Raw genomic sequence first — 23,930 nt, forward strand, 5'->3', positions numbered from 1 at the left:
GTCCTGTGTCCCTGAGCCCGCTCGCCCGCCGGCTGCTGGCCGGCGTCACCGTCCTGGTGCTGCTCTTCATGTACGCACCGCTCGCCGTCGTGGTGGTCAACTCCTTCAACCAGGACGCCTCGATGACCTGGCCGCCGTCGGGGTTCACCACCGAGTGGTGGCAGCGGGCCTTCTACAGCCAGGGCGCCCGGGACGCGGTCTGGACGAGCGTGCAGGTCGCCCTGGCCTCGACCGCGGTCGCCCTCCTGCTGGGGACCCTGGCCGCGTTCGCCCTGCAACGCTTCGACTTCTTCGGCAAGCACAGCGTCAACCTGCTCGTGATCCTGCCCATCGCCCTGCCCGGCGTGGTCACCGGCATCGCGCTCAACAACGCCTTCCGGGGCGTGCTGGGCGTGCAGCTGTCCGTGCTCACCGTGGTCGTCGCCCACGCCACCTTCTGCATCGTGACGGTCTTCAACAACGTCGTGGCCCGGCTCCGCCGGATCGGCGGCAGCCTCGAGGAGGCCTCGAGCGACCTGGGGGCCGGACCGTGGACGACGTTCCGCCTGGTCACGCTCCCGCAGCTGCGCTCCGCCCTCCTCGCCGGCGGGCTGCTCGCCTTCGCGCTCAGCTTCGACGAGATCATCGTGACCACGTTCACGGCCGGCGCCGGCACCACGACCCTGCCCATCTGGATCCTCAACAACCTGTTCCGTCCCAACCAGGCCCCGGTCGTCGCCGTGGTCGCCGTGGTCCTGATCGTGCTCTCCGTGGTGCCGATCTGGATCGCTCAGCGTCTCTCCGGCGACACCGATGCCGTCCGCTGACCCCAGGAGATGACCATGACCACGTACGCCGTCACCGACCCCGCCACCGGAGAGCAGATCCGGACCTTCCCCACCCACACCGACGACGAGGTCCAGGACGCCGTCGGCCGGGCGGACACCGCGTTCCGCACCTGGTCGCGGTCGGTGTCGGTGCCGGAACGGGCAGCGCTGGTCGCGAAGGTCGCGCAGCTGCACCGCGACCGACGCGAGGACCTGGCCGAGACGATGGTGCGGGAGATGGGCAAGCCCCGGGAGGAGGCGCTCGGGGAGGTCGACTTCAGCGCCGACATCTACGACTACTACGCCCAGAACGCCGCCGACTTCCTCGCCGACGAGCCGGTCGCGCTGCTCGGCGGGGACGGGACGGCCGTGGTGAAGAAGCGCCCCCTGGGGGTGCTGCTCGGGATCATGCCGTGGAACTTCCCGGCCTACCAGGTGGCCCGGTTCGCGGGACCGAACCTCGCGGCCGGCAACACGATCGTGCTCAAGCACGCCCCCCAGTGCCCGGAGTCCGCTGCCGCGCTGGAGCAGCTGTTCGCGGACGCCGGCTTCCCCCCCGGCGCCTACGTCAACATCTACGCCAGCAACGAGCAGGTCGAGGCCGTGATCGCGGACCCGCGCGTCCAGGGCGTCTCGCTCACCGGCTCCGAGCGGGCGGGCGCGGCGGTGGCCGAGATCGCCGGCCGGCACCTGAAGAAGGTGGTCCTCGAGCTCGGCGGCTCCGACCCCTTCATCGTCCTGTCCACCGACGACCTGGACGCCACCGTCGCCGCCGCGGTCGCCGCGCGGCTCGACAACACCGGCCAGGCCTGCAACGCGGGGAAGCGGATCATCGTGCACGCCAGCCTGTACGACGACTTCGTCGAGCGCTTCACCGAGCGGATGCTGGCCACGCCGGCGGCGCCGCTGTCCTCCCTCGCGGCGGCCGAGCGGCTGGAGGCGCAGGTCTCCGGCGCGGTGGCCGACGGGGCGTCCCTGGCGGCGAGCGGGGAACGCCGCGGTGCGTGGTACGCGCCGGGCGTGCTGAGCGGGGTCCGACCCGACCACGCGGCGTACCACGAGGAGCTCTTCGGGCCGGTCGCGATGGTCCTCAAGGCCCAGGACGAGGCCGAGGCGATCGAGATCGCCAACGACACGCCCTACGGTCTGGGGTCCTACGTGTTCACCACGGACCCGGAGCAGGCGCAGCGGGTCGCCGAGCTCATCGACGCCGGCATGGTCTTCATCAACGGCGTCGGTGCCGAGGGGGCCGAGCTGCCGTTCGGCGGGATCAAGCGGTCCGGGTTCGGCCGCGAGCTCGGCCGGTTCGGCATCGAGGAGTTCGTGAACCGCAAGCTGGTGCGCACGGTCGCCTGACGGGATCGGTCCCAGGGCTCGGTCCCAGGGCTCGGTCCCGGGGCGCTGTCCCCGGGCCTTGCCCCGACTTCCTAGAGTGGCGACTCCTGCTCCCCACCCTCTCGAGGCCCCATGCGCCGCGTCTTCGCCGCCCTGTCCGTCACCGCCGTGCTCTCCCTGACCGCCTGCGGGGGGTCCGGCGGCGACGACGAGGCCGCTGCGCCCGCCGACGCGATCGCCGGGGTGAGCGTCACCGGCGACTTCGGGGAGTCGCCCGAGATCGACGTCACCGACCTCGAGGTCGACGAGGCCGTCGACGCCGTGGTGATCGAGGGCGACGGCGCCGAGGTGACGGACGACAGCACGCTGCGCTACCGCTTCCGGATCGTCTACGCGAGCGACGGGGAGGAGGTGTCGAGCAACTACACCGCCGACAGCCCCACGCCCCTGGAGGTCGCGGCCCAGCCCGCCGTGCTGGTCGACGCCCTCGTCGGCACCACCCTCGGCAGCCGCGTCGTGCTCGCCCTCTCCGTGGACGACCTGCTCAGCGACGAGGAGGCGGAGCAGGTGGGGCTGCGCACGGACGACGACCTGGTGATGGTGCTGGACCTCGTCTCGGAGGTGGCGCCCCCGCTGGAGGGCCCGGACGGTGAGGCCGTCTCCCCGCCGGCCGACGCCCCGAACGTCGTCGAGGACGACGGGGTCGTCACCGGCATCGGGTTCGACTCGGCGCCGAAGAAGGCGTCCGGGGAGCTTGAGGTGACCACCCTGGTCGAGGGCTCCGGCGAGCCGGTCGCCGAGGGCGACAGCGTGACCGTGGACTACCTCGGCGTCGTCTACGGCGGCGACGAGCCCTTCGACGAGTCCTACTCCCGCGAGCCGGCCACCTTCACGCTGGCCAAGGGCAGCCTCATCGACGGCTGGGTCGAGGGGCTCGACGGGGTCACGGTCGGGAGCCGGGTGCTGCTCGAGATCCCCGCCGAGCAGGGGTACGGCGCGCAGGGGTCGGGCAACATCCCCGGCGGCGCGACCCTGGTGTTCGTGATCGACGTCCTGGCCGCGGGCGCCTAGGCCGAGGGGGGCTCAGTCGCCCCGCTTGAGCACCGCGAAGGAGCCGAGCGAGATCTGCAGGTCGAACCACCGGCGCCGCAACCGCCAGGCGCCTTCGACCAGCACCCAGGTGTCGTCGTACTCACCGAGGCACTCGAAGAACTGTCCCTCCTGGGACCCGGCGCCGACGTGGTGCACCCGCGCGTAGGCGCGCACCCGGGCCTCGAGGCCGTCGCTGCCGAGCGCGACGCGGTGGTTGCCGAGCAGGTGCTGGGTGGGACCGACGCCGTCGAGGTGGTCGCGGACCTGCTCCACGACCCGCGCGGCTCCGGTGACGCCGTACCCCTCGCAGTCGGGGGTCAGTGCGGCCTCGAGGGCGGCCCAGTCCTTGCGGTCCAGGGTCGAGGCGAGCTCGGCCATCGCCTCGACGACCTGCTCGCGCGCCGAGGGGGGCCGGTGGGTGCTCACCGCCCGGACTGTAGCCGCGCTCAGGCGCTGGGGCGCGCCATCCGCACCATCGTGTCGGCCACGAAGTACTCGTCGGCGTAGCCGGCGCGCATCACCGGTTGGGCGACGCGGGTGTCGAAGCGGCCGTCGCCGGTGATCAGCGCCGGGTCGACGTGCACGCCCACGACCTCGCCGACGACCAGCCACTGGTCGACCTCGACGCCGTGCCGGTCGCGGAGGCGCGTCGAGTGCACCACCGCGCACTCCAGCGAGGCCGGGCTGTCGGCCACCCGAGGCGCGCCGATCATGCGGCCCGGCAGCAGCTCGAGGCCGGCCACCTCGGCCTCGTTCTCGCCCCGTGCCAGGGGGCGGGAGGTGGTGTTCATCTGCTCGGCCAGCGCCAGGGTGGCCAGGTTCCAGCAGAACTCGCCGGACTCCAGCGCCAGGCTCGCGGTGTCCTTCATCCCGGTGCTGGAGAACATCACCATCGGCGGCCGGTCGCCGACCGCGTTGAAGAAGCTGTACGGCGCCAGGTTCGTCGTGCCGTCCGCGGTGCGGGTGCTGATCCAGCCGATCGGCCGTGGGGCGACGATCGCCTTGAACGGGTCATGGGGGAACAGCGTGCGGTCGCGGTCGGCCGGCTCGTAGAACACCATGCGGTCCATTGCACCAGCAGGGCCCCGGCTCACCGCCCGGGTGGTCGCGGCCGGCTGGGGGTGCTGCCTGCCAGGCTGTACGTCGTGGACGTGAGATGGCTGCCCGCGGCCGGGGTCGTGGCGGTGCTGCTGAGCTCCTGCGTGAGTGGTGGGAGCGTCGGCGCCGGGTCGGTGGTGCAGGTCCAGGAGCCCGCAGCCGCTGCGCCCGCACCCGGCCCGTCGGGCCGCGAGACCGGAGAGGTGGTGCGCATCGTCGACGGTGACACGCTCTACCTGCGCGGCGACGGCGACCTGCTCGACCCGTCCGGCACAGCGGTGCGGCTGCTCCAGGTCGACACCCCCGAGACCGTCGCGCCCGGCATGCCGGTGGAGTGCTGGGGTCCGGAGGCCTCCGCCGCGCTGGCCGAGCTGGCGCCGCCGGGGTCGACGGTCACCGTCGAGGCCGACCGCGAGCTGCTGGACCGCTACGGCCGCACGCTCCTCTATGTCTACGACGCGGACGGCGCCATGGTGAACCTCGAGCTGGTCCGCGCCGGGCACGGCACCGCGGTGCTCTACCCGCCCAACGACCGCCACATCGAGCGGATGCGCGCCGCCGAGGAGTCCGCCCGCGACGCCGGGCGCGGTCTCTGGTCGGCCTGCTGACCCAAGCAGCCCCGGCCCCCGCCCTCGGACCGAGTCGGGCCTCGACGGGTGGCGGCAGGTCATGGGGGGCAGACTCACCTTCGTGAGTGACCTCCTCTGGCCCGGTGACGAGCGCGCCGGCGCCACCGACGCCCCCGCCGAAGAGACCCTGGCCCAACCGCGCTGCGCCGAGGGCCCCGCCACCGGAAGGACCCCATGAAGTCCCGCGCCCCCGTCACCGCCGTCCGCCTGGGCGGGCGCCCCGAGCTGCCGCTGCTGGTGCTCGGCCCCGCGCTCGGTACCACCGCGCAGACCCTGTGGACCGAGGCCGCCCAGCACCTCACCGAGCACTTCCAGGTGGTCGCGTGGGACCTGCCCGGGCACGGCACGAACCGCTCGCCGGTCGAGAACCCCTTCACCATGTCCGAGCTCGCCGCCGGCGTCCTCGACGTCGTAGGCACGATCGGCACCGCCCTGCAGGCGCCGACGTTCCACTACGCCGGCGACTCGGTCGGCGGTGCCGTCGGCCTCCAGCTGCTCCTCGACGCGCCCGACCGGGTGGAGTCCGCGACCCTGCTCTGCACCGGTGCCGCGATCGGCACCCCCGAGTCGTGGGCCGAGCGGATCGAGACGGTCCGGGCCTCCGGCACCGCCTCGCTCGTCGCGGCCTCGGCGTCGCGCTGGTTCGGCCAGGGCTTCCTCGACCGCGCCCCCGAGGCCGGCTCGGCGCTGCTGCACGCCCTCAGCGAGGCCGACGACGAGGGGTACGCCGCCGTGTGCGCCGCGCTGGCCCGCTTCGACGTGCGCTCCCGGCTAGGCCGGATCACCACCCCGGTGCTGGCCGTGGCCGGCTCCGAGGACGCCGCCACCCCGCCCGCGTCGCTGCGCGAGATCGCGGACGGGGTGCAGGACGGGCGGCTCGTGGTGCTCGACGGCGTCGCGCACCTCGCCCCCGCCGAGTCGCCCTTGGACGTCGCACGGCTGGTGCGCGAGCATGCTCTCGGGCCGGACCCCGAGCCAGCTGCCGGGATCGGTGACGGCGCCTTCGGCGATCTCGTCACCGTGCTGGGCGTGGACGGCATCTGGTCGCGACCCGGCCTCGATCGGCGGGACCGGACGCTCGTCGCCCTCACCGCGCTGGTGGCCGGAGGGCACGACCAGGACCTCGCCGACCACGTGCGCGAGGCACGCCGGCAGGGTCTGGGCCGCGACGAGATCGAGGAGCTGCTCGTCCACGCGGCGGTGTACTGCGGCCTCCCGCGCGCGAGCGCGGCGCTGCGCGTGGTCAGGTCGGCGTTGGCCGACGACGCGGAGGGCTGAGCCGGGGCGGGCTCAGTCCAGGTCGCCCTGCATGGCGGCGACGAAGTTCTTCTTGACCGAGCGCCACTGCTCGTCGGTCATGCCGCGCCGCCAGTACGCCGAGCAGGAGAGGTCGGCGAGGGTGACGCCGCGCTCGCGCACCAGGTGGGCACGGATGGCGCGGATCTCCTCGGCCTCGCCGTGCACGAACGCGTGCACCGACCCCTCGGGCAGCTCGGCGTCGACGACGGCGCTGACGAGCGGGCGCGGGTCCTCGGCGCTGCGGTGCACCCACTGCAGGTCGAGGTCGGCGGGGCTCTCGACCGCGATCTCGTGCTCGGGTCCGTCGCAGGCCAGCCGCACCACGGCCCGGTCGGAGGGGCGCAGCACCTCCAGCGACGCCGCGATCGCCGGCAGCGCCGACTCGTCGCCGACCAGCAGGTGCCAGTCGACGTCGGTGCGCGGGCGGTAGTCGCCGGCGGGGCCGTTGAAGACCAGCACGTCCCCGGGCTCGGCCGCGTCGGCCCACGGTCCGCCGTACCCGTCGCCGTGCACCACGACGTCGATCGTCAGCTCGCGCCGCTCACCGTCCCAGCGGCGCACCGTGTAGCGCCGACGAGCCGGCCACTGCTCCGGCGGGTGGGTGTCGCGGACCGCGCGCGGGTCGAAGACCGGCCCGTACTCCGCCCCTGCGGGCGGGATGGCGGCGTTGATGTAGCTGTCGGTGCAGCGTGACTCCTCGAACCCGTCGAGCCCGTCGCCGCCGAGCACGACGCGGACGAGGACGGGGGAGATCTGCTCGGTGCTCAGGACGGTGCCGTGCACGGGTGACCCTCTCGCTCGACGTACTGGTTAGGCAACCCTAACTACTGGGTCTCCGGCTCGGGGAGGAGGGTCCGCGGTCAGCCTGCAGTGGTCGCGCTGCTCGACGGGTCGATGAGGATCTTGGCGTGCGCGTCGGGGTCGCCCAGCGCGGTGAAGGCGCTGGCGACGCCGTCGAGGCCGACCCTGCCGGTGACCAGGGGCGAGGCGTCGATCTCGCCCTCGGCGAGCTGGTGCAGGGCGTCGCGCAGCTCGAGCGGCGTGTAGGCGAGCACGAACCGGAGATCGACCTCCTTGTTGATCGCCATCGTGGGCCGCAGCCGGTCCTCGCCCATGCAGACGCCGACGACGACCACGCGGGTGCCGATCGGCGCGGCGCTCACCACGCCCTCGATCATCCCCGGCACCCCGACGCACTCGAAGACGACCGGCCCGGTGATGTCGGCGGCGCCGAGCGCGTCCGCGGCCCGGTAGAGGTGCACCCAACCGGGCAGGCGGCGCAGCCTGCGCATCGAGTCGACGGCATGGTCGAGCACCTGGGGTGCCGAGCGCATCCACCCCGCCGCGGCAGCGGCGTCGTACGGCGACTCCTCGGCGGGGTCGACGACCGTGTCGGCGCCGCAGGCCAGGGCCAGCGCGCGCCGACCGGCGGAGTAGTCGGAGGCCACGATGCGACGCACCCCGCGGGCCTTGAGCTGCAGGATGACCGCGAGCCCGACCGGGCCGCACCCGAGCACCACCGCGACGTCCTTGCGGCCCACGTCGCCGCGGTTGACCGCGTGCAGCGCCACCGCCATCGGCTCGGTGAGCACCGCGGTCTCGGCGTCCAGGCCGTTGGGCACCTTGAAGCTGAGCGCGCCCTCGACGAGCACCTGCTCGGCGTACCCGCCCGGTGCGCGCGGCGACAGTCCGGTCGGGTGGACCCCGGCGCTGTCGCGCACCAGCGGGAACGGGACCACCAGGTCGCCCTCGCGCAGCCCGCGCCCCGCGCCCCGGCCGCGTCCGACGACCTCGCCGACGATCTCGTGGCCCAGCACGACGTGGTTGTCGCGGCGGATCGAGTGCGCGTAGCCGAGCTCGTCCATCACCTCGGCCAGCGCGTCACCGTGCTCCTTGGCGTGCAGGTCGGAGCCGCAGATGCCGCAGCGGCGCACCGCCAGCACCAGCTGCCCGCGCCCCGGGGCGGGGTCCGGCAGGTCGACGACCTCGAGCCGCCCGGCGTGGCAGTCGACCGCCCTCATCGGCCGCCCCCGCTCGTCGTGGTCGGGCGGTTGCTGGGCTGGGGGGAGGGCATCCGCGCAGTATGCCGCCCGGGTCGTGGTCCCGGTCGTGGTTCGGGTCGTGTGGCTGACGACGCGCCAGGGCGCGTCCACGGGCCACGACCCAGGCCACGACCCGGGGGCCGGCTCAGGCCGCCAGCACCGGGTCGGGGGCCGGGGTGGCGAGGAGGACCGGACGGGGCCGGCGGACCGAGAGGGCGAGCAGCACGCTGAGGGAGGAGACGGTGCACACGACGCCGAAGGCCAGCCCGCCGACCAGCAGCCCGGGCAGGCTCTCCCCGAACCACACCAGGCCCTGCACCAGCAGCAGCCACCAGGTCAGCGGGGCGATGCCGGCCAGGGACGGGCCGCGCCACGCCCCGACGGCCTGCGGCAGGAAGACCAGCAGCGACCCCAGGCCCAGGGCGGTGCCCAGGAGCGCGGGCTGCCGGGTGCCGACGACCAGGAGCACCAGCATCCAGGCCATCGGGACGAGGCAGGCGCGGGTGCGGGGGAGCCCGCGCACGGCCAGCACGGTCATCGCCGTCCACACCAGCCAGGCCAGCAGGTTGCCGACCAGCAGCCCGGTGGCGCCGGCCCCGGAGAGGTAGACCGTCCAGGCGGCGTGGTTGACCAGTCCGGCGAGCAGGGCCGGCAGGGACAGACCGGACGGGTCGCCGGTGCGCAGCAGGCGCCCGAGCTGGGGCAGGCAGGGGACGACGCCGATGGCGACGACCAGGCAGGTGTAGGTGGAGTCGACGAACGCGAGCACGGAGGACCTCGGGGCGAGCGGGCCCGACCGGGGCGCGCACGACAGCGACCCACCAGGACCCCCGGCGCGCGGCAGCGCGGACGGGAACCTCGGGCAGGCCGGGGCGAGCGGGACACGGACGAGCGGACGGGACGGGACGTGGGTGGCGCCGCGGTCGGTCCCGGAGCGCGGAGCGCTCCCGGCCGACCCCCAGGTGACGTCGTACTCGCCGGCCGTGTGGCCTCGTCGTTCTGTCGGGCTGGTGGTGCTGGTGCCGGGGAGAACTGTACGACCTCGCCACCCCTGCTCCGCACGATTTCCGCGCACCCCCGACCCAGGCACGGCGTGGGATGCGTCACGCCACCCCGGGCGGCAGGTGAGCCGACCGGGGTGAGCACATGGTTACGATGCCGAGGGCGGCACCCGGCCGTCCTGGGCGCACGAGGGGGTGACCGCCCGTGTCGACGTCCATGCTCAGTGAGCAGCAGGTGCTGCCCGCCGAGCCGCGCAGCGCCCAGGTGGCGCGTCGCCTCGTACGTCGCATGCTCGAGGAGGCCGGTGCGCCGCACCTGGCCGAGGCCACCGAGCTGGCCGTCTCCGAGCTGGTCACCAACGCCGTGGTCCACGCCGGCGGCGACGTCCACCTGAAGGTGCGCTGCGATCCCCGCCTGGTGCGGGTCGAGGTCGGCGACGCCAGCACGCACCGGCCCGTGCCCCGCAGCTGGACCACCACCTCGGGCACCGGGCGCGGCCTGCACCTGCTCACCGACTACGTCGACGCGTGGGACGTGGAGATCCACCCCGGGGTCGGCAAGACGGTGTGGTTCGAGATCGGCGAGAGCACCGCGACGAGCGGCCACGGCGAGGGCGCGCCGTCCGACCACGGGCTCGTCGGGGTCCTCGACGTCGAGCTGCTCGAGGTGCCGCTGCTGATGCACCGCGCCTGGCAGGAGCACGCCACCGGGCTGCTGCGCGAGCACCTGCTGCTGCGCCTCGAGACCGACCCGCGGGCCCTCGACGACCACGCCGCCGCCAGCGACGCCCTGAGCCTGCTGCACGAGCAGCTGCCCCTGCCCCGCCTCTTCCACGAGGACGACGTGCTGATGTCCGAGGCGGTCGAGCCCGGCGTCACCGAGAGCCGGTTGGTGCTGCAGGTGCCGGCCGCGTCGGTGCCCCACTTCGCCGTGCTGGCCAGCACGCTGGGCTCCGCCCTCGCCGCCGCCCGCGCGGGGCACCTGCTGGCCCCGCCGACCCAGCCCGAGATCGAGCGGATGCGCGACTGGCTCTGCGGCGAGGTCCTCGGCCAGGCGCAGGGCGCGACCCCGAACCCGTGGCGCAGCACCGGCATGGACCTGGCCGGGCCGTCGCGGTCCCCGCTGCTCGGCCGCGCGAGCGTCGCCCGGCTGGTCGGCTCGGCGACGGTGCTGGTGGCCGACGAGCGGCTCGACGTCGTCGGGGTGCACGCCGAGGTGGCCGGCTTCCTCGGGTACGACGACCCCGCGCTGCTGGTCGGACGGCGCGTGCTCGCGATCGTCCCGCACCGCTTCCACCAGGCCCACGTCGCCGGCACCACGATGCACGGCGCCAACGGCCGCGACGTGCTGCTGGGGCGCGTGGTCGAGGTCCCGGTGCTGCGCGCCGACGGCGCCGAGGTGCCGGCGCGCTTCGAGATCTCCGCCCAGCGCCTCGAGAGCGGCGAGCGGGTGTTCGTGGCCCGCTTCGACCTGCCCGACCCGGTGGCCTGAGCGGCCCGACCGTCAGGCCTGATCGTCAGGCCCGATCGTCAGGGACGATCGTCAGGGACGGCCCAGCCAGGCGACGAGCTCGTCGGCCAGGTCGCGCTGCTCGGGCAGGCCGGGGAAGAGCGCCCAGTCGTGCGGCAGCCCCTCGCGCACCCGCAGCTCGAGGTCGGTGCCCTCGGCGCGCGCGGCCCGCTCGGCCAGCCGTTCGCACTGCGGCCAGAAGAGCTCGCGGGTGCCGACGAGCGTCAGCACCCGGCCCAGCCGCGCGAGGTCGCCGAGCCCGGGGGAGACGCGCGGGTCGTCGAGGCCGTGCGGGCCGGCGTACAACCGGGCCGCGCCGTGCAGGGCGCGGCGGCTCAGCAGCGGGTCCAGCCGGTCCGCGGCGACGGTGCCGGCGTCGGTCATCACGGCGTCCACCCACGGCGAGAGCAGGACGCTGGCACGCGGGAGGGTGGCGCCCTCGTCGCGCAGCTGCTGGAGCAGGGTCAGCGCCAGCCCGCCGCCCGCGGAGTCGCCGGCCAGCACCGGCGCGGGCCGTCCGGCCGCCGCGCTCGCGGCGGCGGCCGCGGCCCAGGCCGCGCGGACCATCGGGACGGTCTCGTCGACGGTGTGCTCGGGGGCGAGCGGGTAGTCGACCAGCGAGACGGCGTGCCCGCGGCGCACCAGCCGGCCGAGGAACGGCCAGTGCTGGGCCTGCAGCGTGTAGGCGCCGCCGTGCAGGAAGAAGACGTGGTCGTAGGCGTCGGCCGGGGTCACCGTGGCGACCCGGCCGCCGCCCACCTCGGTGACGACGACGTCGTGCCGCTCGGCCAGCGACCGCGGCACCAGCGGGGTGCGCAGGCGCGGCGGGTGGGTGAAGACGCGGTGCACGACGGCCCCGGGCACCAGGCCGAACGCGCGCACGGCCAGGCGGGCCTGCCACGACGGCGAGCCGGTGGGCGCGGGCGAGCGGTGCTCAGGCAACGAGGTCGTCCCAGCCGGTGGCGAGGTACTCGATGAAGTCCGCTCCCAGCCGCTCGGTGCGCAGGTGCTCGCGGGTGACCGGGGTGCTGGTCATCGCGAACGCCGGGTCGGCCAGCGCGCGACGGGCGAAGTCGTGGTGCAGGATGCCCGCGGTCCCGACGGTGACGAAGTCGGCGCCGCGCTCGAGGCACCACTGGGCGTCGGCGGCCGACACGACGCCACCGGCCACCCCGAGCCGGGTCGCTCCGCGCTCGAGCGAGGTGAAGTGCTCGATGAGGAGGCCGTCGTACGCCGTCTCGAAGGGGGTCTTGGTGACGTCCCACGAGGAGATGTCGAGGTGGTCGAGCCCGCCGCGGCCCATCAGCTCCGCGGCCAGCGCGGTGGACTCGGCGAGCGGGATGCCGCTGCGCTCGGGGGTCAGCCGCATGCCGACCTGGAAGTCGGGCCCGGTGGCAGCGCGGATGCCGTCGACGACCTCGTGGAAGACACGGGCCCGGTTCTCAGCGGTGCCGCCGTACTGGTCGGTGCGGTGGTTGGCGCGGGTGTCGAGGAACTGGGCGAGCAGGTAGGCGTGCGCGCCGTGCACCTGCACCCCGTCGAAGCCGGCCCGCTCGACGCGCACCGCGGCGTCGACGAAGTCCTGCACCGTGCGCTGGACCTCCTCGGTGCTCAGCGCCCGGGCGCCCTTGGCGGCGTCGTCCCACGGCCCGACGGGCTGGTGGCCGGAGAGCTCCTGGGAGGAGCGGACCCCGCCGTGCTGCAGCTGCACGCACGACACGGTGCCGCTGGCGCGCAGCGCCTCGGCGAGCCGGGTCAGGCCGGGCAGGAACCGGTCGTCCCACACCGCGAGCTGGCCGTCCCAGCACTGGCCCTCGGGCGAGACGTGCGCAGCACACGTCATCACCATCGCGAACCCCCCGTCGCCGCGCGCCACCAGCCAGTCGAGCTCGTCGTCGGACAGGCTCCCGTCGGCGTGGGACTGCAGGTTGGTCAGCGGCGCCAGCGTGATCCGGTTGGCCCACGTGGGGCCGTGGTCGAGCGGGAGCGGGGCGGTCAGCGAGGTCACCGCCCCATCATGCCCGGTGGTGCTCAGGCCCGGTCCAGGCGGCGGGCGCGGGGGCCGCCGGTGGCGAGCAGCTTGTGCGAGCCGTCGCACCAGGGCTTGAGCGAGGAGGCGCCGCAGCGGCACACGGCGGTGACGGGGCGGGAGGAGACGTGGCGCTGCCCGTCCTCGTCCTCCACGCACACCGGTCCGCGCACCAGCATCGGTCCGTCCTCGCAGAGGGTCACCTCGGTGAGGCCCCGGTCGGGCGGCCCGCTCACGCGACGTCCACCTCGTCGCCACGATCCTGCGCCCTGCGCACGTGCGCCAGCAGCGCGGTGGCGGTCGCGGCCTCGGCCAGCATGCTGACGGCCGCCCCGAAGGCGATCTCGGGCTCGCTGCCCGGCACCTCGGCGACGTACGAGCCGAGCAGGTCACGCACCGCGACCTGCTCGTGCACCGCGTCGGCGACCATGTGCTCGCGGTAGTAGGCCACCATCGGCTCGGGCGCGCCGAGCCGCTCCAGGCCGCGCACCACGCGTCGCGAGGGCACCGCGCTGGTGACCTCGAACGCCGCGAGGTGCCCCAGCGCCGCCGGCACCAGCCGGCGCTGCAGCCCGAGCAGCGACATCAGGTTGTTCTGCTCGAGCACCTCGGGCAGCGCGTCGTCGACGTGGGCGCCGTACGACGCGTCGAGGCCGCAGGCGGACATGCCGCGCGCCCACAGGGCGGCGTGCAGGTCCTCGGGGCGGCCGTTGCCGTACTCGTCGTAGGCGATCGTCATCAGGTGCGCCTTGGTGGTGTCGGGCAGGCGCGGCAGCGTCCACATCGCCGCGTCCTGCTCCTTGACGTGGTAGATCGAGCGCTGGCGCAGCACCTCGTGTAGCTGGTCCTCGTCGGCCTCGCGCTGCAGGAACCGCGCCACCGACTCGGACCCGGTGTCGGTGTCGCAGAGCGCGAAGAAGGCACGGGCCAGCTCCGGCCCCTCGGCGCCCACCGGGAGCGCCGGCAGGTCGGCTGCGGCGACGTGGGCGCGCCAGCGCTGCTCGAGCCGCTGCTCCAGGCCGGCGCGCACGGCCAGCAGGTCGGGGCGCCACTCGGCGTCGTCGGGCACGTCGTCGAAGCCGCGGTGGTGCAGCTCGTGCAGCACCCACAGGGCGAGCTCCTCGTCGCCGCTCCCGAGGGGACCCGCCTCCGGCAGCAGGTGCGGCGCCGGCACGGGGGCGCCGCCGCGCAGGTCCTCGACGATCGCGTCGCTCAACGGGCCTCGCGCCCGGGGAAGTGTCGCCATGGCCTGACCGTTCCCTGTTCCAGGTGAACTACTCCACCCCCGCAAGGGTGTTCGCGCGTGCCCTACGGTGCGGGCATGGCCGAGCCCACCCTGCAGCGGATGCCCTTCGGGCCCCTCGAGATCGCGTACGACGACCAGGTGCTGGAGCCGCGTCCGTGGACCCAGGCGCAGTCCCGGTGGGCGCGCGAGCTGCTCGACCACGCCCCCGACGGGCGGGTGCTGGAGCTGTGCGCCGGCGTGGGCCACATCGGGCTGCTCGCGGTGCACGGCACCGACCGGCGGCTGTGCTGCCTCGACCTGTCCGCACGGGCCTGCGAGCTGCTCGCCGCCAACGTCGTGACGAACCGGATGGGCGACCAGGTGGAGGTGCGGCAGGGCGACCTCGCCGACCTGCCGCGCGACACCGAGCGCTTCGCCCTGGTGGTCGCCGACCCGCCGTGGGTGCCGTCCGCGGACATCGGGCGCTTCCCGCAGGACCCCACCCTGGCCATCGACGGGGGACCCGAGGGCCTCGACGTGGCCCGTGCCTGCGTGCGCGCCGCCGGCGCCTGCCTGGTCGAGGGCGGGCTGCTGGTGCTGCAGCTGGGCACCCCCGAGCAGGCCGGCGCCCTGACCCCGGACCTCGAGGCGGCCGGCCTCAGCACGGTCGAGGTGCGGGTCCTCGAGCGCGGCACGCTGGTGCGCGCCGACCGCGGCTGACCAGGCGCACCCAGGCGGGATCCGGGCGGGGTTCAGGCCGGGTTGAGGCGCGCCTCGGGCGTCGCGTGCTCGCAGACCTGGTCGCACAGACCGGTGAGGCGCAGCGCGTACTCGTCGCTGTCCAGGCGCCGTGCCGTCCACGCGCGGTGCAGGTCGATGGCCTGCAGGCGGACCCGGGCGGAGAGGACCGGATCTCGGCGCTCGATCCTGTTCAGCTCCTGCATCAGCCGCATCCGCGTGCGGATCACCTGTGCGTCGTCGTGCGTGTCCATGTCCCACCTCCCGGGGGTCGTGTGCCTGTCCTCCCGATCCTAGGTCGCACCCCCGCAAGCAGCCGAGTCCGCGACGCCCACCCGGCTTCCCTATGATCGGGGGATGTCGAAGAGCCCGGTCCGGATCGCGATCGTGAACGACTACGAGATCGTCGTGGCGGGGACCGCAGCCGTGCTCGCGCCCTTCGAGGACCGGGTGCGGGTCGTCGAGCTCGACAGCAGCCTCCCTGTGAAGGCGGACGTCGACGTGGTGCTCTACGACTCCTTCGGGCAGGCCCAGGGCAGCGACGTGGACGCCGCCGCGCTGATGGCGGGCGGGGACGCGCGCCTGGTGATCTTCAGCTGGAACATCGACCCCGACCTCGTCGACGCGGCCTTCGACGCCGGCGCCGTCGGGTACATCGCCAAGGGCGTCGCCGCCCACGAGCTGGTCGCCCTCATCGAGGCGGTGCACCGCGGTGAGCGGGTCCACCCCTCGGCCGGCCAGCACCTCGACGGCGAGGAGTTCGGCCGGTGGCCCGGCCAGGACCACGGCCTGAGCCCCCGCGAGGCCGAGGTCCTGGCCCTGATCTGCCAGGGCCTGAGCAACCAGGAGATCACCGAGCGCGCCTTCCTCGGGCTGAACACGGTGAAGACCTACATCCGCACGCTCTACCGCAAGATCGGCGTCGACAGCCGCACCCGTGCGCTGCTGTGGGGCATCGACCACGGCTTCCGCCCCGACCGCTCCCGCCGACCCGGTCCGCACGCCTGATCCGCGCCCCTGCCATGACCCCCCACTCCCTCGTGTCCCGTCTGCGGGGGTGGCTCGCGAGGCTGCGTGAGCCGACCGTGCAGACCGACCTGCTCCAGGTGGTCAAGGCCAGCCTCGCGACCGTGCTCGCCTGGGTCTTCGCGGCGCGGCTGCTGGGCCTCGAGCAGTCCTTCCTCGCACCGTGGGTGGCGCTGCTGACCGTGCACGCGACCGTCTACCGCTCGGTGCTGCGCGGCGGCCAGTCGGTGGTGGCCACGCTGCTGGGGGTGCTCCTCGCCTACGTGCTCGTCGAGGTGCTCGGGTACGGCGCCCCCGCCCTCGGGCTGGGCGTCTTCGTGGGCCTGCTCGTCGCCAGGTGGCGCTACCTGCGGCTCGAGGGGGTCGCGATCGCGACCACGGCCGTCTTCCTGCTCACCATCGGCGGCACCCAGGAGGAGGCCCTGCTGGTGGACCGGCTCCTGGCCACCCTGGTCGGGGTCGTCAGCGGTGTCCTGGTCAACCTCCTGGTCGTTCCCCCGCTGGACGACCGGGCCGCCGAGGTCCAGCTCGACGTGATCGACCGCCGCCTCGGTGCGCTGCTGCGGCGGATGGCGGCCGAGCTCGACGAGGGCGTCGACGACGACGGGGTGCGCGAGTGGATCGAGGAGACGCGGCGCATCGACGCCGAGGTCGACCGGGCCGAGTGGCTGCTGGACTACTCCCGGGAGTCGCAGTGGTGGAACCCGCGCCGCACCCGCTCGAGCCGGGCCGGCGACCCCGACCACGGCAGCGCGGTGCTGGTGCGCCTCGAGGAGGGGGTGGCCCAGGCCCGCGCCATCGCCCGCACCCTGGAGGAGTCGGTGGTGCGCGCCGACGAGTGGGACGCCCGCTTCCGCGGACCCTTCCTGGCGCTCCTGGACCGCGTCGGGCGCCGGGTGGGCGACCCGGACGCCGACGTCGAGGGGCTGCGCGAGGAGATCGACGCACTGGCCCACGAGCTGTCCGCCGCGGACCTGCCCGGGCTGCGCTGGCCGCTCTACGGCTCGCTGATCACCTCGCTGCGCCACATCGTGACGATCGCCGACGACGTGGCCGCGGCCCGTCCGTCGATCCCGACCTGATCGACTACCCCTCCAGCAGCGCCGTCAGCCGGGCCAGGTCCTTGCGGGTCGCGCGCCGCACCGCCGCCTGCACGAGCGGCGCCGAGAGGCCCTTGAACCCGGTGGGCCGCCCCCGGTTGGCCAGCGTCATCCGGGTGCCGGTGCCGTGGGGCTCCCACGTGTAGGTCGTCTCCATCGGGAACGGTCCGTCCGCGGTGCGCATCACCAGGCGCTCACCGGGCACCAGCTCGACCACCTCGTAGGTGTAGGCCAGGCGCCGGCCCAGGAAGTGCGCCACGAAGTCCATCCGCGAGCCGACCGCGACCGGCGGCGGGGTGCGCCACTCGACCGAGCGGATGTTGGCGTACCACTGCGGCGCGTGGGTGGGGTCGCCGGCGTACGCCGCCACCTCGTGCGGCGGGCGGGCGATGGTCGTCTCCACGACGACGTCGACGTTCATGGGCCCATGGTGCACCTCCGGTGTCCCACCGGCGTCGTGGCAGGACCTTGTCGACGGGCGCCCGGCGTGGTGCAATTAACAGACCGATCGGTCAGTAATTTTTCTCCAGCACCAGGAGCGGCGATGTCGACGAGCACTCGTGAGCCCCGCACGGACCCCGACGAGCACGACCGCGAGGCTGCCCTCGAGGCGGACTTCGAGGCCGTGATCGCGCGCCACGAGCGCATCGAGCCGCGCGACTGGATGCCGGAGGGCTACCGCCGCACGCTGGTGCGCCAGATCGCCCAGCACGCGCACTCCGAGATCATCGGGATGCAGCCGGAGGGCAACTGGCTGACCCGCGCTCCCTCGCTGCGGCGCAAGGCGGTGCTGCTGGCCAAGGTGCAGGACGAGGCCGGGCACGGGCTCTACCTCTACTCCGCCTGCGAGACCCTCGGCGTCTCGCGCGCCGAGCTCACCGACATGCTGATCGAGGGCCGGCAGAAGTACTCCTCGATCTTCAACTACCCGACGCTGTCGTACGCCGACGTCGGCACCATCGGCTGGCTGGTCGACGGCGCCGCGATCTGCAACCAGGTGCCGCTGTGCCGCACCTCCTACGGCCCCTACGGCCGCGCGATGATCCGGGTCTGCAAGGAGGAGTCCTTCCACCAGCGCCAGGGCTACGAGCTCCTGATGACGATGATGGCCGGCACCGACGAGCAGCGCGCGATGGTGCAGGAGTCCGTGGACCGCTTCTGGTGGCCGGCGCTGATGATGTTCGGCCCGCCCGACGACGCCTCGCCCAACACCGCGCGCTCCCTGGCCTGGGGGATCAAGCGCAACACCAACGACGAGCTGCGCCAGAAGTTCGTCGACATGAGCGTCCCGCAGGCCGAGCGGCTCGGGGTCACGTTCCCCGACCCGCAGCTGCGGTGGAACGAGGAGCGTGGCGCCCACGACTTCGGCCAGCCCGACTGGGACGAGCTCACCCGGGTGATCAGCGGTGACGGCCCCTGCAACGCCGAGCGGATCGCGCACCGGCGCCGCGCCCACGAGGACGGCGCCTGGGTCCGGGAAGCGGCCTCGGCGTACGCCGCCCGCCAGCAGGAGCACCCGCACGACCAGAAGGAGCAGCACTGATGAGCAGCGGCGCCCCCCGGGCCGAGTGGCCCCTCTACGAGGTGTTCGTGCGCGGCAAGCGCGGCCTCAACCACGTCCACGTCGGCTCCCTGCACGCCGCCGACGACCAGATGGCGCTGCACCACGCCCGCGACGTCTACACCCGGCGCAACGAGGGCGTGAGCCTGTGGGTGGTGCGCGCCGACGCGATCACCGCCTCCAGCCCCGACGAGAAGGACTCCTTCTTCGCCCCGGCCGGCGACAAGGTCTACCGCCACCCCACCTTCTACGACGTCCCCGCCGACGTCCCGCACATGTGAGGCACCCATGAGCCACGAGTCCGTGTACGACGGCCTGGTCGAGGAGCACGGCGACGTCTCCGGTCAGTGGGCGTTCGGCACCTCGTTCGAGGACCCGCTCGCCGGTGTCGACACGACGCTGCCCGAGGGCGTCGACGGCGCCGCGCTGGCGGCGTACTGCCTGATGCTCGGCGACGACGCGCTGGTGCTCTCGCACCGGCTTTCGCAGTGGTGCAGCCGCGCGCCCGACCTCGAGGACGACATCGCGATCGCCAACATCGCCCTCGACCTGCTCGGCCAGGCCCGGCTGCTGCTGGCGCGGGCGGCGGCCGCCGACCCCGCCGTCGTGCCGGTGCTGGCAGCGTGGTCGGGGGTCTCGCCGGTGCCCGACGAGGACCGGCTGGCGTTCTTCCGCGAGGCCGACGCCTTCCGCTGCACCCGGCTCGTCGAGCTCGAGCACGGCGACTTCGCGCACCTGGTGGTGCGGCTGCTGCTCTTCTCGAGTGCCCGGTTGGCCGTCCTCCAGCGGCTCGCCGCCAGCCGCGACCACGTGCTCGCCGCGATCGGCGCCAAGGGCGCCACCGAGGTCACCTACCACCGCGAGTACGCCGCCCGGTGGGTCGTGACGCTGGCGCGAGGCACCGAGGAGTCGCGGCGCCGGCTGCTGGGCGCCCTCGACGAGCTCGCGCCGTGGCACGCCGAGCAGCTCGAGGCGCACCCGGTCGCGACCGCCCTCGCCGAGTCCGGCGTCGGCGTCGACCCGGCCGGCACCGCCGACGAGGTCGCCGACGTGCTGGCCCAGGTGCTCGAGGCGGCGCACACGCCCTGGCCCGACGTGGCCCCGCGGGGCGGGGTGCGCGGTCGCGCCGGGCGCGACGGCATGCACACCGAGGCGCTGAGCCGCATGCTCGCCGAGATGCAGGTCGTGGCACGGGCGCACCCGACGGGGCGGTGGTGACGATGGCCGCCACCAGCCACGCGGTCCGACCCGGGTCGCTGACCCGCGCCGACGCCGAGGCGGCCGCCGGCACCGTCGTCGACCCCGAGATGCCGATGCTGACGCTGGTCGACCTCGGGGTGCTGCGCGAGGTCACGGTCGAGGAGGCCCCGGCCGGTGCCGCGGTCACGGTCGCGCTGACGCCGACGTACTCCGGCTGCCCGGCGATGGCCACCATGCGCGACGACCTGGTGCGCGCGCTGACCGAGGTGGGCTTCGACGAGGTGCGGGTGCAGGTGCGGCTCAGCCCGCCCTGGACCAGCGACTGGATCACGGCCGCGGGTCGGGAGGCGCTGCGCGCGCACCGGCTCTCCCCGCCCGGCCCGGCCGGGCCGCGGCCCGACGGCCCGGTGCCGCTGCGCCTGACCGCGACGCGGCGTCGCCTCGTGTGCCCGCGCTGCGGGGCCGAGGAGACCGAGCTGACCTCGGAGTACGGGCCGACCGCCTGCACCGCGCTCTACCGCTGCACCGTGTGCCGCGAGCCGTTCGAGCACCTCAAGGAGATCTGAGATGAGCGCACCCGCGGTCGAGCGTCCGCGCAGTCGGTCCTTCCACGCCCTGCGCGTGGCGGCGGTGACCCCGCTGACCGACGACTCCGCGGCGATCACGTTCGAGGTGCCCGAGGAGCTGCGCGGGCACCTCGCCTTCGACGCCGGCCAGTCGCTGACCGTGCGCCGCACCGTCGACGGCGTCGAGCAGCGCCGGTCGTACTCCGTGTGCGCCCCGGTGGGCGCCGCGCCCCGCATCGGGGTCCGCGAGATCCCGGGCGGCGTCGTCTCGTCGTGGCTGGTGCGCGAGGTGCGTGCCGGCGACGAGGTCGAGGTGCAGCTGGCGCCGGGCGGCTTCCGGGCCGTGCCCGAGGTGGTCGCGGCCGGGGGACGGCACCTGTGCGTGGCCGCCGGCTCGGGCATCACCCCGGTGCTCTCGATCGCCGCGACCCTCCTGGAGCACCCCGACGCACAGGTGACGCTGCTCTACGGCAACCGCACGACGGGCTCGGTGATGTTCGCCGAGGAGGTCGCCGACCTCAAGAACGCCCACGCGTCGCGGCTCCAGGTGGTCCACGTGCTCAGCCGCGAGCCCCGCGACGTCGAGCTGCTCTCGGGCCGCCTCGACGCGCAGCGGCTCGACCGCATCCTCACCGACCTCGCGCCGGTCGACGACCTCGACCACGCCTGGCTCTGCGGGCCGCACCAGATGGTCCAGGACGCCCGCGACGTGCTCGCGCGCCACGGCCTGGGCGCCGACCGGGTGCACGCCGAGCTGTTCTTCGTCGACGAGCCGCCGCCCGACCTGGTGCGCGAGCGGGTGGTGCCCAGCGGGGCGACCACCGAGGCGACCGTGGTCCTCGACGGGCTGAGCTCCACCTCGACCGTGGCCCGCGACAAGCCGCTGCTCGACTCGGCCCAGGAGACCCGCGCCGACCTGCCCTTCGCCTGCCGCGGCGGTGTCTGCGGCACCTGCCGCGCGCTGGTGCGCGACGGCGAGGTGGAGATGGCGCGCAACTACGCCCTCGAGGACGCCGAGGTCGAGGCCGGCTTCGTGCTGACCTGCCAGTCCCGCCCCCTCACCGACTCGGTCACCATCGACTTCGACGCCTGACCCACCGCGACCCGGCTCAAATATCGCGCTGACCCGGCTCAAATATCCCCGTGACCCGGCTCAAATATCGCGCTGACCCGGCGCAGATGTCGCGGTGCGCCACCACGAGACCGCCCCCGGCTCCAGGCGGCGGGACGGGCCGACTCGGCAGGACATCTGCGCCGACTCGGTGGAACATCTGGGCCGGGTCACGGGGATATCTGAGCCGGGTCGGCTACCCGGGGGTGGGGGCGCGCAGTCCCTCGAAGGCCAGCGTGGTGACGGCGTGGGCCAGCACGGCCGCGTCCACCTCGCCGCCGGGGCGGTGCCACTCGACGAGCGAGTTGACCATGCCGAACAGCAGCCGGCTGACCAGCTGCGGGTCGACGTCGTCGCGCAGCGCCCCCTCCTCGACCGCGGCCCGCACGAGGTCGGCGAGCCGCGCGTCGATCCAGCGCCGACGCTCGAGCGCGGCGAGCTCGACGGGGCTGTTGCCTCGCACCCGCAGCAGCAGGGTGACCTCCGGCTGGTGGGCCACCAGCACCTCGACGCTGCGGGCGACCAGCACCCGCAGCCGCTCGTACGCCGACGGGCCGGATCCGCCCGACCCGGCGTCGTAGGCCGGTGCGGTGGCGGCCTCGACGGCCTCGGTCAGCTCGGCCAGGGCCGCGTCCAGCGCGAGCCCGAGCAGCTGCTCCTTGCTGGCGACGTGGTGGTAGATCGCCGACTTGCTCAGACCCAGTGCGCGGGCCAGGTCGCCCATGCTGGTCGCGTCGTAGCCCTGGCGGATGAAGAGCGCCACGGCCTCGCGCAGCACGGCCTGCTGGTCGTGGCCCGGGCGACCGCGACGGGCCGGGGCAGCGGGGTCGACCATGCCCCGCAGGATGTCACGGCCGCTGGGCGTGGTCAGCCGAGGACACCGGGGGCGATGTCGTCGTCCGTCTCGTCCCAGTCGTCGTCGGCGTAGAAGTCCTGATCGGCACGGTCGCGACTCTTCTTGGAGCCGCCCCGGCCGGTCCCCGTGCCCGCGGCCCCGCGGGCGCCGGCGCGAGAGCTCCCGGCGCCGGTCCCTCGCCCGGCCGCGGTGCCGCCCACGCCGCCCGCGCGCGGCGTGGGGCTGCCGGCCGTGCTGCGACCCAGGGTGCCGGAGACGGCGGATCGGGCGGTGGTGCCGAGCGGGCGGGCGACGGTGCCCTGGCCGGGCACCACGCCGGCGGCGCGCGCCGCGATGCCACGGGCGGCCCCGCCGAGCAGCAGGCCGCCGCCGAGGGCCGCCGCGCCCGTGCCGATGCCGGCGCCGCCGCCGGGGGCAGAGGTGGTGGCGGGGTCGATCGAGGTCGGCTGCAGGGGTGTGGACCCGGTGCCGGACGGCTCTGGGGGCAGGTCGCCGGTCGGAGGCAGCGACGTCGTGGTGGGTGTCGTGGGCGGCTGGTCGACGGGCTGATCCGTCGGCTGGTCCGTGGGCTGGTCCAAGGGCTGGTCCACGGGCTGGGGGAGGGGCTGATCGGTCGGTCCCGCGGTCCAGGTCGGCTGCAGCGTGCCCGCACCGGAGCGGGGGCCGCCCCCACCCGAGGCCCCGGAGCCGCCGCCGGGCGTCGAGCCGGTCGGCGCGTACGGCGAACCGGGGCGGCCCGGCCGCGAGCCCGGCTCGGGGTCCGGGACGCCGTGGATCCGCTTCATCACCGCGATGGGCTCCTCGTAGCCGGCCTCCATCGCGTCGGCGACCTCCTTGGCCTTCGCCTCACGGCGTGCCTCCCGCTCCTCGTGCTGGCTCACCGAGGTCTGGTGCTCGGTGCGCTTGCGGTCGAGGGTCACCTGGTCCCACTCGGGGTCGGGGCTGAAGGAGCCGGGCGCGTCGCTGTCCTCGAGCCCGGGAGTGGTGTCGATGGCGTCGCGCGCCGTGCGGGTGCGACTGATGGCCGCGCTCGAGTCGGTGAGTGCCCGCGCGCCCTGCTCGAGGTCGTCGATGTAGCGCTCCAGGTGGGTGGCGGCCTTCTCCAACGCAGCGAACAGCGACTTCCCGGTCTGTCCGCCGATCCCGGCGCCGGTCCCGGCAGCCCGGTGGAGTGCGTCGCGGACGGTGCGCAGCCGCTCCGCAGCGGCGCCCCACTCCTGGGCGCCGCCTCCCTGTCCGGCGACGACGTCCTCGTCGGCGGCGGCGAGCGCCGCGTCGAGGCGCTGGCGCTGGGGCCCCTTCACGACCCGCCCCCCTCGGTGCCGAAGCCGGCCTGCGAGACCTGGGCGGTGATCGCCCGGATGTTGTCGGCGCTGTGGGTGTCCGTGGTGTTGAAACCTTCTCGGAACACCCTGACGCCCTCGCCGAAGTGTCCGAGGTCGGTGAGCAGCGTCCGCATCGCCTCGCGCACGGTGTCCCGCGCCAGCTGGGTGTGCTGCCCCATCTCGGCGCCCCTGGGCAGGTCGCCGAACCTGCGGGCGGGCACTGCGTCGAAGGGCTTCTCGAGCTCTTCTCGCCCGAGCTCGAGGTCCTCGAGGATGCCCTCGATCACGACGGCGTCGATCCTCAGCTCGTTCAGCACCACGCCGACGGCAGTGCTGAGCGCGTCTCCGGGTCCGGGTACCAGGGCCATGTGGCGCGCCTCT

Annotated in this window: 28 protein-coding genes; 14 read left to right on the top strand and 14 right to left on the bottom strand. The window is 74.5% G+C overall.

Annotated elements, in window-relative coordinates; genetic code table 11:
• Positions 1-5 precede the first annotated feature (5 nt).
• The 3 genes from I601_RS07930 (at position 6) to I601_RS07940 (ending at position 3,212) form a co-directional block, all read left to right on the top strand.
• Positions 6-806 (top strand): ABC transporter permease, encoded by an 801-nt coding sequence (locus tag I601_RS07930; RefSeq protein WP_068108008.1) that lies wholly within the window; start codon positions 6-8, stop codon positions 804-806.
• A 15-nt stretch (positions 807-821) separates the two neighbouring features.
• The gene (locus I601_RS07935; protein ID WP_068114573.1) at positions 822-2,162 is read left to right on the top strand and encodes an NAD-dependent succinate-semialdehyde dehydrogenase; all 1,341 of its coding nucleotides are present in this window, start codon (positions 822-824) and stop codon (positions 2,160-2,162) included.
• 111 nt (positions 2,163-2,273) lie between these two features.
• Positions 2,274-3,212, top strand: a complete 939-nt coding sequence (locus tag I601_RS07940) for an FKBP-type peptidyl-prolyl cis-trans isomerase (protein WP_068108010.1) — start codon at positions 2,274-2,276, stop codon at positions 3,210-3,212.
• 12 nt (positions 3,213-3,224) lie between these two features.
• Here I601_RS07940 and I601_RS07945 read toward each other — a convergent pair whose 3' ends face one another.
• Both I601_RS07945 and I601_RS07950 read right to left on the bottom strand, forming a co-directional pair.
• Positions 3,225-3,659: a nuclear transport factor 2 family protein gene (locus tag I601_RS07945; protein WP_218917774.1), complete on the bottom strand. Its 435-nt coding sequence runs from the start codon at positions 3,657-3,659 to the stop codon at positions 3,225-3,227.
• A gap of 20 nt (positions 3,660-3,679) precedes the next feature.
• Positions 3,680-4,294, bottom strand: coding sequence for a flavin reductase family protein (locus I601_RS07950; RefSeq protein WP_157519965.1), 615 nt, complete (start codon positions 4,292-4,294; stop codon positions 3,680-3,682).
• Positions 4,295-4,378: 84 nt separating this feature from the next.
• Between I601_RS07950 and I601_RS07955 the strand changes: the two genes are divergently transcribed.
• Positions 4,379-4,939: a thermonuclease family protein gene (locus I601_RS07955; RefSeq protein WP_169834673.1), complete on the top strand. Its 561-nt coding sequence runs from the start codon at positions 4,379-4,381 to the stop codon at positions 4,937-4,939.
• A gap of 195 nt (positions 4,940-5,134) precedes the next feature.
• Entirely contained in the window at positions 5,135-6,238 is a 1,104-nt protein-coding gene (locus tag I601_RS07960) for an alpha/beta fold hydrolase (RefSeq protein WP_068108015.1), read from the top strand.
• 12 nt (positions 6,239-6,250) lie between these two features.
• Here I601_RS07960 and I601_RS07965 read toward each other — a convergent pair whose 3' ends face one another.
• The 3 genes from I601_RS07965 to I601_RS07975 all read right to left on the bottom strand — a co-directional run bounded on the left by I601_RS07965 (position 6,251) and on the right by I601_RS07975 (position 9,070).
• Positions 6,251-7,042 carry a siderophore-interacting protein gene (locus tag I601_RS07965; RefSeq protein ID WP_068108017.1) on the bottom strand — a complete coding sequence of 264 codons (792 nt, stop codon included), beginning with the start codon at positions 7,040-7,042 and terminating at the stop codon, positions 6,251-6,253.
• 77 nt (positions 7,043-7,119) lie between these two features.
• A complete protein-coding gene (locus tag I601_RS07970) occupies positions 7,120-8,280 on the bottom strand; it encodes an alcohol dehydrogenase catalytic domain-containing protein (protein WP_068108019.1) in 1,161 nt (386 codons plus the stop codon).
• 166 nt (positions 8,281-8,446) lie between these two features.
• Complete coding sequence (locus tag I601_RS07975; RefSeq protein ID WP_068108021.1) at positions 8,447-9,070, bottom strand: hypothetical protein; 624 nt, start codon at positions 9,068-9,070, stop codon at positions 8,447-8,449.
• A gap of 437 nt (positions 9,071-9,507) precedes the next feature.
• Here I601_RS07975 and I601_RS07980 point away from each other — a divergent pair, with 437 nt between their 5' ends.
• A complete protein-coding gene (locus tag I601_RS07980; protein ID WP_068108023.1) occupies positions 9,508-10,794 on the top strand; it encodes an ATP-binding protein in 1,287 nt (428 codons plus the stop codon).
• A gap of 51 nt (positions 10,795-10,845) precedes the next feature.
• Here I601_RS07980 and I601_RS07985 read toward each other — a convergent pair whose 3' ends face one another.
• From I601_RS07985 to I601_RS08000, 4 genes are read right to left on the bottom strand one after another with little or no spacing between them, the layout of a single operon-like run.
• Positions 10,846-11,754, bottom strand: coding sequence for an alpha/beta hydrolase fold domain-containing protein (locus I601_RS07985; RefSeq protein WP_068108025.1), 909 nt, complete (start codon positions 11,752-11,754; stop codon positions 10,846-10,848).
• Positions 11,747-12,820 (bottom strand): NADH:flavin oxidoreductase, encoded by a 1,074-nt coding sequence (locus tag I601_RS07990; RefSeq protein WP_068108027.1) that lies wholly within the window; start codon positions 12,818-12,820, stop codon positions 11,747-11,749. The genes I601_RS07985 and I601_RS07990 overlap by 8 nt, the downstream gene beginning before the upstream one ends.
• 23 nt (positions 12,821-12,843) lie before the next feature.
• Positions 12,844-13,077 carry a CDGSH iron-sulfur domain-containing protein gene (locus I601_RS07995; RefSeq protein WP_068108029.1) on the bottom strand — a complete coding sequence of 78 codons (234 nt, stop codon included), beginning with the start codon at positions 13,075-13,077 and terminating at the stop codon, positions 12,844-12,846.
• Positions 13,074-14,087 carry an iron-containing redox enzyme family protein gene (locus I601_RS08000; protein WP_068108031.1) on the bottom strand — a complete coding sequence of 338 codons (1,014 nt, stop codon included), beginning with the start codon at positions 14,085-14,087 and terminating at the stop codon, positions 13,074-13,076. Before I601_RS08000 ends, I601_RS07995 begins: the two co-directional genes overlap by 4 nt.
• A 75-nt stretch (positions 14,088-14,162) precedes the next feature.
• Between I601_RS08000 and I601_RS08005 the strand changes: the two genes are divergently transcribed.
• Positions 14,163-14,786, top strand: coding sequence for a methyltransferase (locus tag I601_RS08005; RefSeq protein WP_068114577.1), 624 nt, complete (start codon positions 14,163-14,165; stop codon positions 14,784-14,786).
• Positions 14,787-14,818: 32 nt separating this feature from the next.
• Here I601_RS08005 and I601_RS08010 read toward each other — a convergent pair whose 3' ends face one another.
• Complete coding sequence (locus I601_RS08010) at positions 14,819-15,058, bottom strand: hypothetical protein (RefSeq protein ID WP_068108033.1); 240 nt, start codon at positions 15,056-15,058, stop codon at positions 14,819-14,821.
• Between the two features lie 103 nt (positions 15,059-15,161).
• Here I601_RS08010 and I601_RS08015 point away from each other — a divergent pair, with 103 nt between their 5' ends.
• Complete coding sequence (locus tag I601_RS08015; protein WP_068108035.1) at positions 15,162-15,812, top strand: response regulator transcription factor; 651 nt, start codon at positions 15,162-15,164, stop codon at positions 15,810-15,812.
• Between the two features lie 14 nt (positions 15,813-15,826).
• Positions 15,827-16,912, top strand: a complete 1,086-nt coding sequence (locus I601_RS08020; RefSeq protein WP_068108037.1) for an FUSC family protein — start codon at positions 15,827-15,829, stop codon at positions 16,910-16,912.
• A 4-nt stretch (positions 16,913-16,916) separates the two neighbouring features.
• On the opposite strand, the gene I601_RS08025 is transcribed toward I601_RS08020, so the two are convergent.
• Entirely contained in the window at positions 16,917-17,351 is a 435-nt protein-coding gene (locus I601_RS08025; protein ID WP_068108040.1) for an SRPBCC family protein, read from the bottom strand.
• Between the two features lie 123 nt (positions 17,352-17,474).
• On the opposite strand from I601_RS08025, the gene paaA reads away from it, so the two are divergent.
• The 5 genes from paaA to paaE are packed head-to-tail and all read left to right on the top strand — an operon-like array spanning position 17,475 to position 21,350.
• Positions 17,475-18,473 (top strand): 1,2-phenylacetyl-CoA epoxidase subunit PaaA, encoded by a 999-nt coding sequence (paaA, locus tag I601_RS08030; RefSeq protein WP_068108042.1) that lies wholly within the window; start codon positions 17,475-17,477, stop codon positions 18,471-18,473.
• Positions 18,473-18,772: a 1,2-phenylacetyl-CoA epoxidase subunit PaaB gene (gene paaB / locus I601_RS08035; RefSeq protein ID WP_068108044.1), complete on the top strand. Its 300-nt coding sequence runs from the start codon at positions 18,473-18,475 to the stop codon at positions 18,770-18,772. Before paaA ends, paaB begins: the two co-directional genes overlap by 1 nt.
• 7 nt (positions 18,773-18,779) lie before the next feature.
• Entirely contained in the window at positions 18,780-19,709 is a 930-nt protein-coding gene (paaC, locus tag I601_RS08040) for a 1,2-phenylacetyl-CoA epoxidase subunit PaaC (protein ID WP_068108045.1), read from the top strand.
• Between the two features lie 2 nt (positions 19,710-19,711).
• Positions 19,712-20,257, top strand: a complete 546-nt coding sequence (paaD, locus tag I601_RS08045; RefSeq protein WP_068108048.1) for a 1,2-phenylacetyl-CoA epoxidase subunit PaaD — start codon at positions 19,712-19,714, stop codon at positions 20,255-20,257.
• 1 nt (position 20,258) lies between these two features.
• Positions 20,259-21,350 carry a 1,2-phenylacetyl-CoA epoxidase subunit PaaE gene (gene paaE, locus I601_RS08050; protein ID WP_068108050.1) on the top strand — a complete coding sequence of 364 codons (1,092 nt, stop codon included), beginning with the start codon at positions 20,259-20,261 and terminating at the stop codon, positions 21,348-21,350.
• Between the two features lie 214 nt (positions 21,351-21,564).
• On the opposite strand, the gene I601_RS08055 is transcribed toward paaE, so the two are convergent.
• From I601_RS08055 to I601_RS08065, 3 genes are read right to left on the bottom strand one after another with little or no spacing between them, the layout of a single operon-like run.
• Positions 21,565-22,203, bottom strand: coding sequence for a TetR/AcrR family transcriptional regulator (locus tag I601_RS08055; RefSeq protein ID WP_068108052.1), 639 nt, complete (start codon positions 22,201-22,203; stop codon positions 21,565-21,567).
• A gap of 32 nt (positions 22,204-22,235) precedes the next feature.
• Positions 22,236-23,528, bottom strand: coding sequence for a PT domain-containing protein (locus I601_RS08060; RefSeq protein WP_068108054.1), 1,293 nt, complete (start codon positions 23,526-23,528; stop codon positions 22,236-22,238).
• A complete protein-coding gene (locus tag I601_RS08065; protein WP_068108056.1) occupies positions 23,525-23,917 on the bottom strand; it encodes a hypothetical protein in 393 nt (130 codons plus the stop codon). The genes I601_RS08060 and I601_RS08065 overlap by 4 nt, the downstream gene beginning before the upstream one ends.
• Between the last annotated feature and the right edge of the window lie 13 nt (positions 23,918-23,930).

This window comes from Nocardioides dokdonensis FR1436 (genome assembly GCF_001653335.1).
GTDB classification, from domain to species: Bacteria; Actinomycetota; Actinomycetes; order Propionibacteriales; family Nocardioidaceae; genus Nocardioides; species Nocardioides dokdonensis.